The following is a 14,240-nucleotide window of genomic DNA, read 5'->3' as shown; positions in this document are numbered from 1 at the left end:
TTGGTGTTACACCTCCACTCGGGAGAGACGGACTGCGGCGGCGGTGGTGGGGGCGGTGTTGGCCAGCCAGGTGCGCACCGCCTCCCCGTCCTGATCCAGTGCCGGCGGGGCCTTGTGGTAGCTCACCTCGCTGCGGCTGAAGGAGATCGGGTTCTTGATCAGGGGGACCGCTGCCTCACCGTCACCGACCTCCACGACGGTCTCCAGCCCGAGTTTCTGGGCGAAGCGCACACCCTCCCCGACGGTGAGAATGGGGGCGGAGGGGACATTGATGGACTGGAAGGCCTCGAACCACTCATCGGCGGTCCGGGAGGCCAGCGCCTGCGTGATCAACGGTTCCAGGGTGGTGCGGTTGAGATTGCGGCCCCGCATGGTGGAATACCGGGGATCATCGGCCAGCTCAGGCAGACCCAGCAGCGTCACCAGGCGGGTGAACTGGGAGTCATTGCCCACGCAGATGACCACCTCGCGGTCGGAGGCCATGAACGGGCCATACGGGTAGAGGCTGGGGTGCTCATTGCCCATGCGCATCGGTTCGTTACCACATGCGGCGTATCCGGTGGACTGGTTGACCAGGCTGGACTGGGCAGACGACAGCAGATCAAGCACGATGTGCTGGCCCAGTCCGGAGACCGTGCGCTCACGCAGCGCGGCGAGGATGCCGATGACGGCGTGCATACCGGTGACCACATCGAAAATGGCCACACCCGTGCGCTGCGGGGGACCGTGTTGGCTGCCGGTGACGTGCATGAGACCGGACATCGCCTGGACCAGCAGGTCATAACCCGGCATGTGGGCGCCGCCCTCAAGGCCGAAACCGGTGATGGAGGCATGCACCAGGTGCGGCCAGCGACGCGCGACGGACTCCGGATCCAGGCCGTACTGGGCCAGACCGCCCGGCTTGAAATTCTCCACGAAGACATCGGCGCGGTCGATGATGTCATAGGCGGTCTCGAGGTCCGCCGGGTTCTTCAGATCCAGCACCACCGAATCCTTGTTGCGGTTGACCGAGAGGTAGTAGGTGCCCACCCCGTCGCGCGCCGGGGGGACCCAGGCGCGGGTGTCATCGCCGTTGGGGGCCTCCACCTTGATCACGGTGGCGCCCAGATCCGCGAGCAGCATGGTGCCATAGGGTCCGGCGAGCACGCGGGAGAAGTCTGCAACGACTATGCCCTCGAGGGGGCCGTGCCCGGTGTGGACGGGCCTGTCCTGGATTGTCATGTGATGGACCTCTTCCATTTATCTTTTAGTGACATGACTCATAAAAGCATTGACATTGCGCGCTGTCCAATACTTAATGCTAGGGTCATTGATACTTGTTAGTACATAATCATCTGGGTGTATTCATGCAGGTGGGAGGGGTTTTAGCGTGGAGGTTGAACAGGCGAGGGCATTCCTCGCGGTGGCGGAGGAACTCCACTTCGGGCGCGCCGCCGACCGGCTCCGCATCGCCCAGCCGCCGCTGAGCCGGATCATCAAGAAACTGGAGCAGAGCCTCAAGGCTGAACTGTTCATCCGCAGCACCCGCAGCGTCGAACTCACCGCCGCCGGCGCCGCCCTGGTCGAACCCGCCAAAAAGCTTGTCGACGCCTCCGAGGCCGCCCGACGCACCGTCCACGAGGCCGTCCACGGCGAGATCGGGGTGGTGAAACTCGGCTTCGCCGGCGCCTCCGTTCACCAGAGCCTCGGCGACCTGGTCCGCCGCGTGAAGAAGGAATGCCCCCGGATCACCCTTGAACTCGAATCCTCCCAGTTCGCCCACGTCGGGCTACAGCGGGTGCTCGACGGCACCCTCGATGCGGTAATCGGCCGCTGGGATTTCCTGCCCACCGAGATCGACTCGCTCGTGGTCGGGGTCGAGGAACTGCTCGTGGCCGTGCCCTCCACCCACCGGTTGGCCGACCGCTCCGAGGTGTCCTTCCGCGAACTGGCCGGCGAGGACTGGATCGTGCTGCCCAGTGGTTTCGGCTCAGCCCTGTATAGCCGGATGAGTTCCCTGAGCATGTCGGCAGGCTTCATCCCCAACGTGATCTACACCGCCCCGGATTCCTCCACCCTCATGGTCCTCGTGGGAGCGGAGATGGGCTGCACCCTCACCCTGGACTCGGTGCGCAACTATGTCCAGGGGGAGAACGTGACCTTCCTGCCCATCGTGGCCACGAACAAACATCTGGATGTCCGCCTGATCTGGGACCGCTCAAACACGAATCCGGCGCTGCAGTCTGTTCTCGAGACTGCGCGCCGGACCTTCGCTGCGTTCGCCTCCCCGGATGGGAAGGCCGGATCATCCACCGCATCCCCGCGCTGACGATCAGCGTCGGGGATGCCGGTCAGGTGATCAACCCCTGTTGTCGGGGTAGTTTTCGGTGGTGGGGGTTGGGGTGATGGTGGGGGTTACCTGATCGGATGCGACGACCGGGGTCATCGGGGTGGTGTCCACCCGGTTGAGCACGGCATCCTCGGCGGAGGTGTGTGCCCGGTGACGTCGTTTCAACACCAGTGCCAGCACGGCGACCGCCACGATGATGGCCAGACCGGACAGGGTGATCGACCACTGCGGCAGGAATACCATGAAACCACCGATACCGAGGGCAACCCGGAGGACGAGGTTCACCCGTGCCTCGATGAACTGGAGGTAGCCGGAGAAAGTTGCGGAGATCGCGAACACCGCGACGATGGAGGCCAGTCCGGACGTGATGATGTTCGGCAGGGAATCCTGGGCGACCAGTGCGGGGTTGAGGACGAAACCGAACGGGACAACATATTTCACGGCACCGAAGCGCATGGCCTCGAAACTGGTGGCCATCGGTGAGGCCTTGGAGATGCCCGCCGCAGCGAAGGCGGCCAGTCCCACCGGGGGCGTGATGTAAGAGATGGATGCCCAGTAGATGATGAACAGATGGGCTGCGATGGGGTTGACATCCATGGCGATGATGGCCGGGACCATGACGATGGCCAGGAAGACATACGCCGCAGAGATGGTCAGGCCCATGCCGAGGATGAAGCAGGCCACGGCTGCGGCGATGAGCAGGAGGATGAGGTTTCCGCCCACCAGCATCAGTAGGTCGCGGGACAGGGAGAGGGCCACGCCGGTGGAGGAGAGACCACCCAGGATCAGCCCCACACCGGCAATGATGGCGATGATCTGACCCAGTGACTTGCCGGCATCCAGCATCATCTCGAACAGTTCCTTGAACCCGAACTTGACGGATGGGCGCACCAGTGCGATGCCGAGCAGCAGGGCCACGATATAGAAGGGCACCTGGGCCTCGGACGGCATGGTCAGCAGCATGCCGGTGAGGATGCCCAGGGCGATCACATAGGGCCACCCGTCACGCAGGGCCTGGCTGACGCGGGGCAGCAGCTTCCTGTCCTCACCATGGAGGTTGCGGAGGGCGGCGTAACCGTCCACCTGCAGGAAGATGCCTATGAAGTACAGTGCCGCAGGGATTGTCGCGGCGATGATGATCTCGGTATACGGGATGCCCAGAAAAGACACCATGAGGAAGGCCGCGGTACCCATGATCGGTGGGGTGATGGAACCACCGGAGGAGGCGGTGGCCTCGATCGCGCCGGCAGTCTTCGGCGTGAAACCGGATCGGATCATCGCGGGTATGGTCATGGGGCCCGTGGTCAACACGTTGGAGACCGCGGAACCGGACATCATACCCATCGATGCGGAACTGGCCACCGAGACCTTGGCGGAACCACCACGGTATCTGCCGAAGATGGCGCGGGAAAGATCATTGAAGAACTCCGCACCGCCGGTGTGCTGGAGGGTCACACCGAAGAGCATGAAACCGACGAGGATGGTGGCCGCGGTCTGCAGGGGGAGCCCGTGGATGGATTCGGTGCCCATGACATGCACCTGGGCCAGGGTGACCGGGTCATAGGAGATGCCCTGCAGGAAACCGATGGGGATGATGTCGGCGAACATCGGGTAGATGGACACAGCCAGCGCGAGACCGGCGACGATGGGACCGGCGCACCGGCGCAGGATCTCCAGGACGGCCACCCAGTAGAACACGCTGAGCACCTGGGCGGTGACCGGGGCGATCATCGTCCATCCGTACTCGGAGATCTCCGGGCCGCTGGAACTGAGCCAGAGTGCGGCACCGATGAACAACACCCCCAGGAGGACGTCGTACCAGGGGACTCCCACCTTGTTGGTGTCGGCGGAGGATTTCCGGGCGGGGTAGACGATGAAGATGATCGGCAGGAAACAGGCGGAGATAAGGAACAGGAAGGAGTTGGTGGGAAGATTGAGCCCGAAGAGTTCCCAGAAGAAGACCTGATTCATGGTCCCTCCGATGCCCAGCACCGCCAGGGCGACCACCACTGATTTCCAGAAGGTGGTCAGCCGGGGATTCGGCTTGTCGGGGGCGACGATGAGTTTGTCGGTGGTGGTTCCGGGGGAGGGTTCAGTTGCCATTGTTATGGGTGCCACTGTGGTGGAGGAGTTGGTCGTGTCCTCATTGATGCTGATGGTCATGATCGTTCCTTAAGGCCTTAGGTGGTTGTCTCTACGTCGGTGACTTCGGGCAGGGCGGGGAGGTTCTCGCGTTTCCATTCGACCCAGAGCTCCCGGGCGTTGTCCTTGTCACGGTTTTCCTTCCAGAAGATCGGCCATTGCTTCTGCATGGCCTTCTCCCGTTCAAGCAGGGCATCCTGCCGGCGCTGGAGTCCCGGTGTCCATCGGCCGATCTCCTTGAAGAATTCGATTGACCCCTCGTGGAAGGGCACGGTCATGGGAACCAGCATCACGCTGTCAGGTGTGAAATTATCCATGTCCGGGGTGTCGGTGAGGTGATTGTCGATGTTGTCGCGCAGCAGGTCGAGGATGGCCTTGACCTCGTCCTTGGGGCGGTCCTCCAGGGCGATGATCGGGAGGGAGTAGCGCATGTTCACGCAGCTCTCACCGGGCTTCATTCCCACACCGTCCTGGAATTCCCCCGGGATCGACATCGGGGAAAGCTCCTCCCAGAACTTGTACTGCTCCGGAGTGCCCCCGCTAAGGTCGAGCCAGCGGATCGGATACTGGGAGTTCAGTTCCTCGATGGTGCCACCGACGACGTTCTGGTACATCACATCCAGGTGGCCGGTCTTCATAGCCTCGGCCTGTTCGGAGTAGGCGATGTCCACCATCTCCACGTCATCGGTGGTGAGCCCGCCCAGGGCGAGGGCGACTTCGAGTTTGCGGTTCATTGAGGTGGAGGAGATCAGGCGGGGATAGCGCTTGCCCTTGATGTCGGCCACCGTCTCAATGCCGGAATCCCTGCGGGTGAGGATGCCGTAGTTTCCAGGCGGGGTCCAGACCAGGCGGATGGGGGTGGGGCCCCAGTTCTCCGAGGTGTATTCGTCATTGCCCTCGAAGGCGTAGTAGTACTCATCGCCTACACGGCCGTACTGGGCGGTGCCGTTGATCACGGGGCCGAGGCGGCCGATGCCGGTGTTGTCGGTCATGAGCCTGACGCGGGTACCGCCGTTGGCGGAGACCATGTTGGCCAGCGCCGCCAGGTCATTGTAGGTGCCGGTTCCGGTGGGGTAGGTGGCCCAGACCGAGATGGCCGGCAGTCCTCCGCCTACTGCTGCCGCCTGCTGCGGGGTTCGGGCACAGCTGGAGAGCACGGTGAGCATGCCGAGGGCTCCGATTCCCTTGAGGAAGTTTCGTCGAGAGACTGTGTGTGACATCGGTCGGTTCTCCTGGTGTGGCTGGTGGGCTAAAGGATTGAGATGTGTGGATGGGGTTACCGGATGGAAGGCGTCACCCCGGAATGATATGTGATGCGGGTCATTCTGGTCGGGATATGTGTTTTGGGATATATGTGTGGCAAATTAATACCGTTCCGGTAACAATGGCGGACCATTGATGGCGGTAATCAACTTTCCTGGCTCAAATCCGTTGCAACCGCCGGGATTTGGTGTTGATCTTGTGATCACACGCACACATTTACCTGATCGACGTTTATGCCACAGTCGATCCCGCCTGCAAGGAGTTTTCCATGACCACGCACCTCGCCGACCAGACCGCCAAACCCACCACGACCACCCCCAAGCACGTCACCGACCTGATGAACATTGAGGGCCTGCTCACCCCGGGGGAAATCGAGGTCCGCGACCGGATCGCCGCGTTCGTCGACCGCCGGATCCGCCCCAACATCGCCGAGTGGTACGACAATGCGGTCCTGCCACGGGAGCTGCTCCCGGAGATGGCCGCGGAGGGCCTCTTCGGCATGCACATCGAGGGTTATGGCTGCGGTGGGCGCACCGCCACGGAATACGGCATCGCCATGCAGGAACTCGAGGCCGGGGATTCCGGTCTGCGCACCGTGGTCTCCGTCCAAGGGTCCCTGGCCATGACCGCCATCGCCAAGCACGGTTCCGAGGAGCAGAAGCAGACCTGGCTGCCCGGGATGGCCAAGGGTGAGATCATCGGATGCTTCGGACTCACCGAACCCACCGCGGGCTCCGACCCGGCTTCCATGGGCACCCGCGCTACCTGGGAGAACGGTGAATGGGTGCTCAACGGTGAGAAGCGCTGGATCGGTCTGGCCAACATCGCCGATGTGGCCATCATCTGGGCCAAGGTCTCCGATGAGGATGCCCGCGCCGCCGGCGTGCTCGCCGGACCAGGCAGTGACAATGGTGAGAAGGTGCGCGGTTTCATCGTCCCCACCGGCACCGACGGTTTCCACGCGGAGGCCATCACCCAGAAGCTGTCCATGCGTGCCTCCATCCAGTGCGAGATCCACATGGACAATGTGCGACTGGACGGGGATGCGATCCTGCCGAAGAACCCGGGACTGAAGGGGCCGTTCATGTGCCTGAATGAGGCCCGCTTCGGCATCGCCTGGGGTGCACTGGGCGCTGCCCGCGATTCCATCGAGGCTGCCATCGAGTACTCCAGCACCCGCATGCAATTCGACCGCCCGCTGAGCAGCTTCCAGCTCACCCAGAAGAAACTCGCCGATATGACCGTGGAGCTGAATAAGGGGCAGCTGCTGGCCCTCCAGCTGGGTCGCGCCCATGATGCCGGCACCCTGGAGAACCACCAGATCTCCGTGGGTAAGCTGGCCAACTGCCGCACCGCCATCGAGATCTGCCGTGAGGCCCGCACCATCCTCGGTGGCAATGGCATCTCCCTGGACTACTCACCGCTGCGCCACGCCAACAACCTGGAGTCCGTGCGCACCTATGAGGGCACCGATGAGGTCCACACACTCATCATCGGTCAGAAACTCACCGGTGAGAGCGCGTTCCGTTAGTACCCCCGTGTGGCAGGGTGGGTCCGTGAACAAACTACGCATGAGTGCCATCTATGTCGGTGGCTTCATCGGCCCGTTCTCGGGTCAGGCGATCGCGGTGATCCTGCCCGATGTGGCGGAGACCTTTGATATCTCCCTGGAACAGGCGGCTTTCACCATGGCCGCCTATCTGGTCCCCTTCGCCACGGTGATGCTCGTCTCCACCCGCCTGGTGCGCAATCTGCGGCCCGCGCGGGTGATCATCGCCGCCTATGTGATGACGCTGCTGGGTGCCCTGACCTGCATCCTCACCCCGGTGTGGGGGTTATTCCTGGTGGGGTATGTCATCATGGGCATCTCGAATGCCTTCACGCTGCCGGTGCTGCAGGTGATGTTGCGCCAGATCATCCCACCGGACCGCCTCGGATCCGCCCTGGGCACCTACGCCGCCATGCAGTCCCTGGGGATGCTGTCGGCTCCGCTGGTGGCAGGTGTCTCCACACTGGTCGGGTGGCAGAACATGTTCCTGGTGGTCTTCCTCGCCGCACTGTGGGTGCTCATCATCCGTACCCCGGACATCCCACCGCCGGGTGATCACCCCGGTGCCGGTGATGCCCGGATCAGGTGGTGGCCGGTGATCGTCCACATGATCAGCTGCCTGGGCATCGGGTTCGGTCTCATCGGGATGGGGGTGATCACCTCCCTGTGGGCCGGTGACGCCTTCGGTCTGGATGCCCCCGCCAGGGGAGCGGTGATCATGTGCGGCGGTCTGGCCGCCTTCGTGTTCTCCCGCAGCATCGGACGACTGGCGGATCGGTGGGGTGCCCGGACGGTGCTGCTCACCAGCATCGTGGTCGGCGCCATCGCGCTGCTCATCATCCCGCTCGCCCCCGCGGTCGGCCTGCTCGCCGCGGTCTGGTCGATCACCACCCTGGCTGCGCAGGGCATGCAGATGAGCATCAACCTGTCGGTGCTGCAGTCCCCGGGTGGGACCTCCCTGATCTCCACGGTGCAGGCGTTCCGTTTCTACGGTTCCTCCCTCACCCCGCTGATCCTGCTGCCGATCTACACCACCTCGTCCGCCTGGGCGTTCTGGGTCCCGGCGCTGGTGCTCGCCGTGATCCTCCTGCTCCAGGTCTCCACCCGGCCGGTGGATGCGTGACGACGACCAGACCCCGCCCGTATCTCATACGGGCGGGGTCTGGTGTGTGGAGGTAGTTGATCAGCGGGCGAGCAGAAGCGCATCACCCTGGCCGCCGCCACCGCAGATGGACACCGCGGCACGTCCCCCGCCACGCCGGGCGAGTTCATGCGCCGCATGCACCACGATGCGGGCACCGGATGTCCCCACCGGATGTCCAAGGGCGATGGCGCCACCGTGGATGTTGGTGCGCTCGAGGGGGTAGTCCAGCTCACGCAGGGATTCCACGGCCACCGCACCGAAGGCCTCGTTGATCTCCAGGAAGTCCAGGTCCCCGGTGCTCCAGCCTGCGCGTTCCAGGACCGCCCGGGTGGCGCGTGCGGGCTGGGCGTGCAAGAGGGTATCGGGTCCCGCGGTGTTGGCCCACCCCACGATGGTGGCCAGTGGTTCCAGACCGTGCGCCTCGGCGAAGGCCCGGGTGCTCAGCACGGTGGCCGCCGCACCATCGGAGATGGGGGAGGAGTTGCCCGCGGTGATGGAACCATCCGGGGTGAAGGCGGGGCGCAGACCGGCGAGGGTGTCCACGGTGGTCTCGGGACGGATGCCCTCATCACGGTCGATGGTGATGGTGCCCTTCTTCCGCACCGTCACCTCCACCGGGGCGATCTCTGCATCGAAGGCCCCTTCCTCCCAGGCGGCGGCCGCACGCTGATGCGATAACGCGGCAACCTCATCCTGCTGCTCACGGGAGATGGTGAACTGACCATTACCCTCATCGGTGTTCACACCCATCGACCGCTGATCGAAGGCATCGGTGAGTGCGTCGCGCTCCAGGGAATCCACCGCGGTGACGGATCCGTAGGCCACGCCCCGGCGGGCACCGGGCAGCAGATGCGGGGCACCGGACATGGACTCCTGCCCACCGGCGACCACCACCTCGGCCTCACCGAGGCGGAGGAGACGTGCTGCGTCGGTGATGGCGCGCAGCCCCGACAGGCACACGCTGTTGACCGTCACCGCTGGGACATCCAGGCCGATACCGGCCTCGACGGCGGCCTGGCGCGCCGGGTTCTGTCCGGCATCCGACTGCACCACCTGGCCCATGATCACCTGGTCCACCTGATCGGGCCGGACACCGGCGGATTCCAGTGCCGCAGCGATGGCACGCCCACCCAGCTGGGTGGCGGTCAGTGTGGAGAGCTGGCCGAGCAGTTTCCCCTGGGGTGTTCGCCGGGCGCCGAGGATGACGATGTCGGATGGGTCATTGGGTGTCTTGGAAGATGTAGTCATGAAAGTGACTCTATTCGCCCCGGGGGTCAGGATGTAGCGCCCGTCACATTGATATCAACGCGGTCTCCGATTGATACCCACCCCGTAAGGAAAAAGCCCGCACGGAACGTGCGGGAGGGGCGGCGGTGGGGCGTCGACAAGCGTGCTAGTTGTCCAGCAGGACCGCCACCGACTCCGGATCGGCGTCCGAGAGCATCTGGCGGCAGCGGTCATATTCGGGGGTTTCACCGATCAGCTGTGCCGCACGGGCCAGCGAGGCGATCGCGCGCAGCACGCCGCGGTTGGGTTCGTGGGCGTAGGGGACCGGGCCCCAACCCTTCCACCCGTTGGCGCGCAGACGGTCGAGGCTGCGGTGGTAACCGGTCCGCGCAAATGCATACGCGGTGATTTTCTCCTCGTCGGTGGTGGCCGCACCGATCGCCTCCTCGGCACGCACAGCCCACACGAGCGGGCTGTCCGGGTGCCGCAGCGCGGTCTGGGTGAGGGTGGGATCCTCCCCCTGGGCGGGATCCTCGGGCAGTTTCACGGGCGGTGGGGCGAGCATGTCATTGATCTGAACCATGCCCACATACTAGCTATTCTGCCGAGTATGGGATGATCGATGAGTTGTGAAGGTTAGAGGAAGAGGTTGTGGAGTGATCAGGGACGTCCGTCATAAGGCCGCACCGTTACCCAGGGTTCCCCGCTCCTCGTACCGGTACGATCTCGATGGTCTCCGTGGCATCGCCATTGCATTCGTGGTGATCTTCCACGTTTTCGTGGGCCGCGTCTCCGGTGGCGTGGATGTGTTCCTATTACTGTCCGGGTATTTCTTCCTCGGATCCCAGCTGCGCTACGCCGACCGTGACAACGCCTCCATCAACCCGTGGTGGCCGTTCTGGCGGACCCTGCGCCGGCTGGTGCCCGCCCTGGTTCTCGTCCTGGGTGTCACCCTCGCGGTGATCCTGGCGTTTGTGCCCAGCCTCCAGCGGATCCACGTGGCCAACCAGGTGGTGGCCAGCCTGTTCTATGTGCAGAACTGGGAACTGGCCAGCCAGGGGGCGGATTACGGGGCGGCCTCCGCCTCGGTCAGCCCGTTCCAGCACCTGTGGTCGATGTCGGTGCAGGGCCAGTTTTACCTGTTCGCCATCGCGCTCGGCATTGCGATCGTGCTCATCAGGCGGTACCGCCCGGAACTCAACTCCATGCAGCTCGCCACCCCGGTGCTGGCGGTGTTGACCTCCGTGTCCTTCTTTGCCGCGATGCTGTGGCACTTCATCGACCAGCCCGTCAACTACTACTCCACCTTCACCCGCTTCTGGGAACTCGGCCTGGGTGCCCTGTTTGTCCTCTACGCACCCCGGGTGATCCTGTCCGCCCGCACCCGGGAGATCCTCGGGTTCGTGGGTCTGTTCATGGTGCTGTCCACCGGGTTGATCATGGACGGTGCCCAGACCTTCCCCGGCCCACCGGCCCTGTACCCACTGATCGGTGCCTGCCTCATCATTCTCGGTGACGGGCGGGTGTCGGTGTTCCTGGCCTCACCGTTCATGCGGTGGCTGGGGGATATCGCCTACCCGCTCTACCTCTGGCACTGGCCGTTGCTCATCGTGGGCCTGGCCTTCTTCGAACTCGACGAGGTGAATGTCCTCTTCGGCACGGCCGTGATCGCGGTGTCGGTGGTGCTGGCGTGGCTGACCAATAAGTATGTGGAGAAGCCCCTCCAGCAGCGCGGTAAGCGTCCGGTGTTCCGGGAGCACCGCACCGCCGCGGCACTGGAGCAGCTGCGCACCGTGCCGGCTGCCCGCTGGCGGGCGGTGGTGGGTGTGGCCATCGTGGTGGTGGCCGCCTCCATGACCACCACGCCACAGATCTTCTACAACCGTGTCCTGGAATCCCAGGACGCCACCCTGGATCCGCGGCTCCACCCCGGTGCGATGGCACTGGCCGGCGTGCCGGTACCTGACGCGGAACCCGCACCCGATCCCTATATCCTGGCAGATACGGTCTCCCCGGCGTGGGCGAAGGGCTGCATGTCGGTGATCGGCGATGATCCCGATGAGCTGCCCCCGGACCGTTATGACCCGGATTTCTGCACCTTCGGTGATCTCTCCGGCGACCGCGAGGTCTACCTGGTGGGTGGCTCGCACGCCGAGCAGTGGATGGCCCCGCTGGATTCCCTGGGCAGGCAACACGGTTTCCGGGTCATCCCGCTGGTGCGTCAGTCGTGCCCGGCCTTCATCGAGGACCTGGATGGGATCTTCTCCGATGAGTGCGCCCGGTTCAACGAGAATGTGGCCCAGCGTCTCGATGAGGTCCGTCCCGACCTGGTGATCTCCAATTCCACGCGTCCCCTCCTGGAGAAGGGCAGTGGTATCGATGAGGTCCCCGCCTCCTATCCCACGCTGTGGGACTTCCTGGAGAATCGCGCCATCCCCTTCCTGGGGCTGCGGGACAATCCCTGGTTCATCCAGGAGGGTGGCGCTCCCTGGATGGTGTCGCAGTGCTACGACGAGGAGCGTGACCTGCGTGCCTGTGGGCTGGAACGGGATCTGTTCTACGCGCCCCAGGATCCGGCCGCAGGCGAGCTGGGGGCCCGACCGGGCATGCTCGCGGTGGACACCTCCAACTGGTTCTGTATCGATGATTTCTGTCCCCCGGTGATCGGCAATATCTACGTCTACCGCGACGGCAACCACATGTCCGATGACTACGCCCTGTCCCTGGCCCCGCTGCTGGGGGAGCAGATCAGGATGGTCCTGCGCTAGGCGATGTCAGACCGGGGGATGACATCCGCCCACACCCCCACATGATCGGTGCCGGACACCCGGAACGCCCCCGAGGCACCACAGCTGGCCTCCGGACGCACCAGGATGTGATCAATCCTGAGCACCGCCGCGAACGACGGCCACGTGGGCGTCCGGGGTGCGCAGTCACGCAGCCCCAGCGACCGGAACGTCGGGTGGAGGACACCGGCGTTGAAGTCACCGGCCATGATCAGCGGCGCGGTCCCCTCCGTCACGCTGCGCAACTGCTCGAAATCATGGGTCCACAGCTGGATCTGACGCCCGTTGACCGGCGCGACGGTGTGCACACCCACCACCGTCACCCCCTGCTTGTCGACGACCGGTAGCTGGTGCAGTCCGGCCCGCAGCTGCGGGCCCACCGTCGCCGCCTCCCGCATGAGGACCGCCACCCCGGAACCACCGGTCTTGATCGGGGGACCGGTGATGGTCAGCCCGGTGGCCGAGGCCACGGCGGTGGCCTCATCGCGGGTGGTCTCCGCGAGCACCACAACATCGGGGGCAACCGCGGTGATCTCGGCGGACAACTCATCCGGATCAGTGCGCTGGTACTGGGTGTTCATCACCGCCACCCGGATGGCCCCCTCCGGGGATTCCGGCACGGGACGCAGGTGGGGTATTTCCAGAAACGCCAGCAGCACCACCACGGCGGTCAGGCGTGTCCTCCACCCGGGCAGGATGAGCAGAACCAACACCACCACGGCCATCCAGGCACCCGCCTGGATGGCGATCATGACCGGGTGGATGAACGGGATGACCGGGGTGAGCAGCCACAGGATTGCAATGGATGTGAGGATCCCCCGCAGCATCACTCCGTCCAGAAGTCGCTGGCGTTGAGCCCGAAACTGTAGAGTGCCCGGCGCACCACCGGCAGTGACAGACCGATGACGGATGAGGGATCACCCTCGATGGCGTCGATAAACCAACCACCGAGGGCCTCCAGGGTGAACGCACCGGCGCACTGCAGGGGTTCACCGGAGCGGGCATAGGCCTCGATATCGGCGTCGCTGGCGTCGGCGAAGTGGATCGTGGTGCGTGATGCCTCCACCACGCGACGCTCACCCAGGCAGATTGCATGCCCGGTGATCAGGTGCGCGGTCCGGCCACGCTGCTGCCGCCACCGCTCGATGGTCGCCTCCGGGGTGTGGGGCTTGCCCTGCAGCTGGCCGTCCAGGAGCAGCATGGAATCCCCACCGATGACCACATCACCGGGGTGTTCCGGGGCGATGGCCTGGGCCTTGGCCAGGGCCAGACGGGTGACAATCTCGTCAGGGTCCGCGCCGTCAAGCTGTGCGATGATGGCGTCCTCGTCCACGTGGGCGGGGTGGATCACCGGTTCCACACCGGCCTGCCGGAGGATCATGAGACGGGAGGGGGACTGTGAGGCGAGGACGATCTGCATGAGGACAGAGTCTAGTCACAACAAAGGACACCGCGATCCTGATCGGATCACGGTGTCCCTTGTCTTTAGGTGGTGAGACTCTAGTAGAAGCTCACGTTCTGGAAGGCACTCGGGTTGTAGGTCGCCGGGCGCTGCAGACGCTCCTCCAGGCTGCCCCACCGGTTGCGGTCCTTCTCCACGGTGTCAGCGGAGGCCGCAGCCGCGGAGGCCAACCCCGCGAACAGGACGGTCAGAGCGGCCACCTGGGAGTCATCCGGGTTGCCTGACAGCACCTGGAGGACGGGCTTCTGTGGTGCCTCGGGGGTGGTCTCTTCGGACATGGTTCTCCTTTAAGAAAATCTGTGGACAAAGCCTTCTCCGGCGTGGTGCCGGAGGGGAAG

12 protein-coding genes are annotated in these 14,240 nt (G+C 64.5%); 4 read left to right on the top strand and 8 right to left on the bottom strand.

Features of this window, described 5'->3' with window-relative positions; translation table 11 throughout:
• Window positions 1–6: 6 nt before the first annotated feature.
• Complete coding sequence (locus H9627_RS03070) at window positions 7–1,221, bottom strand: CaiB/BaiF CoA transferase family protein (RefSeq protein WP_225213429.1); 1,215 nt, start codon at window positions 1,219–1,221, stop codon at window positions 7–9.
• A 148-nt stretch (window positions 1,222–1,369) separates the two neighbouring features.
• Here H9627_RS03070 and H9627_RS03065 point away from each other — a divergent pair, with 148 nt between their 5' ends.
• Window positions 1,370–2,308, top strand: a complete 939-nt coding sequence (locus tag H9627_RS03065; RefSeq protein ID WP_191732569.1) for a LysR substrate-binding domain-containing protein — start codon at window positions 1,370–1,372, stop codon at window positions 2,306–2,308.
• Window positions 2,309–2,338: 30 nt separating this feature from the next.
• On the opposite strand, the gene H9627_RS03060 is transcribed toward H9627_RS03065, so the two are convergent.
• Together H9627_RS03060 and H9627_RS03055 are read right to left on the bottom strand one after the other, a co-directional pair.
• Complete coding sequence (locus tag H9627_RS03060; RefSeq protein WP_191732568.1) at window positions 2,339–4,492, bottom strand: TRAP transporter permease; 2,154 nt, start codon at window positions 4,490–4,492, stop codon at window positions 2,339–2,341.
• Between the two features lie 17 nt (window positions 4,493–4,509).
• Window positions 4,510–5,691, bottom strand: coding sequence for a TAXI family TRAP transporter solute-binding subunit (locus H9627_RS03055; RefSeq protein WP_191732567.1), 1,182 nt, complete (start codon window positions 5,689–5,691; stop codon window positions 4,510–4,512).
• 311 nt (window positions 5,692–6,002) lie between these two features.
• Here H9627_RS03055 and H9627_RS03050 point away from each other — a divergent pair, with 311 nt between their 5' ends.
• The gene (locus tag H9627_RS03050) at window positions 6,003–7,265 is read left to right on the top strand and encodes an acyl-CoA dehydrogenase family protein (protein ID WP_006769591.1); all 1,263 of its coding nucleotides are present in this window, start codon (window positions 6,003–6,005) and stop codon (window positions 7,263–7,265) included.
• Window positions 7,266–7,305: 40 nt separating this feature from the next.
• Window positions 7,306–8,406: an MFS transporter gene (locus tag H9627_RS03045; RefSeq protein WP_191732566.1), complete on the top strand. Its 1,101-nt coding sequence runs from the start codon at window positions 7,306–7,308 to the stop codon at window positions 8,404–8,406.
• A 60-nt stretch (window positions 8,407–8,466) separates the two neighbouring features.
• On the opposite strand, the gene H9627_RS03040 is transcribed toward H9627_RS03045, so the two are convergent.
• Window positions 8,467–9,675 (bottom strand): acetyl-CoA C-acetyltransferase, encoded by a 1,209-nt coding sequence (locus H9627_RS03040; RefSeq protein WP_191732565.1) that lies wholly within the window; start codon window positions 9,673–9,675, stop codon window positions 8,467–8,469.
• A gap of 145 nt (window positions 9,676–9,820) precedes the next feature.
• The gene (locus H9627_RS03035; protein WP_006769588.1) at window positions 9,821–10,237 is read right to left on the bottom strand and encodes a DUF3151 domain-containing protein; all 417 of its coding nucleotides are present in this window, start codon (window positions 10,235–10,237) and stop codon (window positions 9,821–9,823) included.
• 73 nt (window positions 10,238–10,310) lie between these two features.
• Here H9627_RS03035 and H9627_RS03030 point away from each other — a divergent pair, with 73 nt between their 5' ends.
• On the top strand, window positions 10,311–12,422 hold the full coding sequence (locus tag H9627_RS03030; RefSeq protein WP_006769585.1) for an acyltransferase family protein: 2,112 nt from the start codon (window positions 10,311–10,313) through the stop codon (window positions 12,420–12,422).
• Here the strand turns inward: H9627_RS03030 and H9627_RS03025 are convergent.
• The 3 genes from H9627_RS03025 to H9627_RS03015 all read right to left on the bottom strand — a co-directional run bounded on the left by H9627_RS03025 (window position 12,419) and on the right by H9627_RS03015 (window position 14,180).
• On the bottom strand, window positions 12,419–13,267 hold the full coding sequence (locus tag H9627_RS03025) for an endonuclease/exonuclease/phosphatase family protein (protein ID WP_191732564.1): 849 nt from the start codon (window positions 13,265–13,267) through the stop codon (window positions 12,419–12,421). The two genes, H9627_RS03030 and H9627_RS03025, sit on opposite strands and share 4 nt — an antisense overlap.
• Window positions 13,267–13,860 (bottom strand): Maf family protein, encoded by a 594-nt coding sequence (locus H9627_RS03020; protein ID WP_191732563.1) that lies wholly within the window; start codon window positions 13,858–13,860, stop codon window positions 13,267–13,269. The genes H9627_RS03025 and H9627_RS03020 overlap by 1 nt, the downstream gene beginning before the upstream one ends.
• Before the next feature lie 80 nt (window positions 13,861–13,940).
• Window positions 13,941–14,180 carry an acyl-CoA carboxylase subunit epsilon gene (locus H9627_RS03015; protein WP_191732562.1) on the bottom strand — a complete coding sequence of 80 codons (240 nt, stop codon included), beginning with the start codon at window positions 14,178–14,180 and terminating at the stop codon, window positions 13,941–13,943.
• Window positions 14,181–14,240 lie beyond the last annotated feature (60 nt).

Origin of the sequence: Corynebacterium gallinarum, assembly GCF_014837045.1 — a bacterium.
Classification (GTDB): Bacteria; Actinomycetota; Actinomycetes; order Mycobacteriales; family Mycobacteriaceae; genus Corynebacterium; species Corynebacterium gallinarum.
The sequence above is the reverse complement of the archived record's forward strand: the minus strand, read 5'-3'. Positions and strand labels throughout refer to the sequence as shown.

Coding starts and splice junctions, on each gene's coding strand:
- H9627_RS03015 (WP_191732562.1), bottom strand. CDS start 14,180: ATGTCCGAAGAGACCACCCCCGAGGCACCACAGAAGCCCGTCCTCCAG.
- H9627_RS03050 (WP_006769591.1), top strand. CDS start 6,003: ATGACCACGCACCTCGCCGACCAGACCGCCAAACCCACCACGACCACC.
- H9627_RS03035 (WP_006769588.1), bottom strand. CDS start 10,237: ATGGTTCAGATCAATGACATGCTCGCCCCACCGCCCGTGAAACTGCCC.
- H9627_RS03020 (WP_191732563.1), bottom strand. CDS start 13,860: ATGCAGATCGTCCTCGCCTCACAGTCCCCCTCCCGTCTCATGATCCTC.
- H9627_RS03055 (WP_191732567.1), bottom strand. CDS start 5,691: ATGTCACACACAGTCTCTCGACGAAACTTCCTCAAGGGAATCGGAGCC.
- H9627_RS03040 (WP_191732565.1), bottom strand. CDS start 9,675: ATGACTACATCTTCCAAGACACCCAATGACCCATCCGACATCGTCATC.
- H9627_RS03060 (WP_191732568.1), bottom strand. CDS start 4,492: ATGACCATCAGCATCAATGAGGACACGACCAACTCCTCCACCACAGTG.
- H9627_RS03070 (WP_225213429.1), bottom strand. CDS start 1,221: ATGACAATCCAGGACAGGCCCGTCCACACCGGGCACGGCCCCCTCGAG.
- H9627_RS03025 (WP_191732564.1), bottom strand. CDS start 13,267: ATGCTGCGGGGGATCCTCACATCCATTGCAATCCTGTGGCTGCTCACC.
- H9627_RS03045 (WP_191732566.1), top strand. CDS start 7,306: ATGAGTGCCATCTATGTCGGTGGCTTCATCGGCCCGTTCTCGGGTCAG.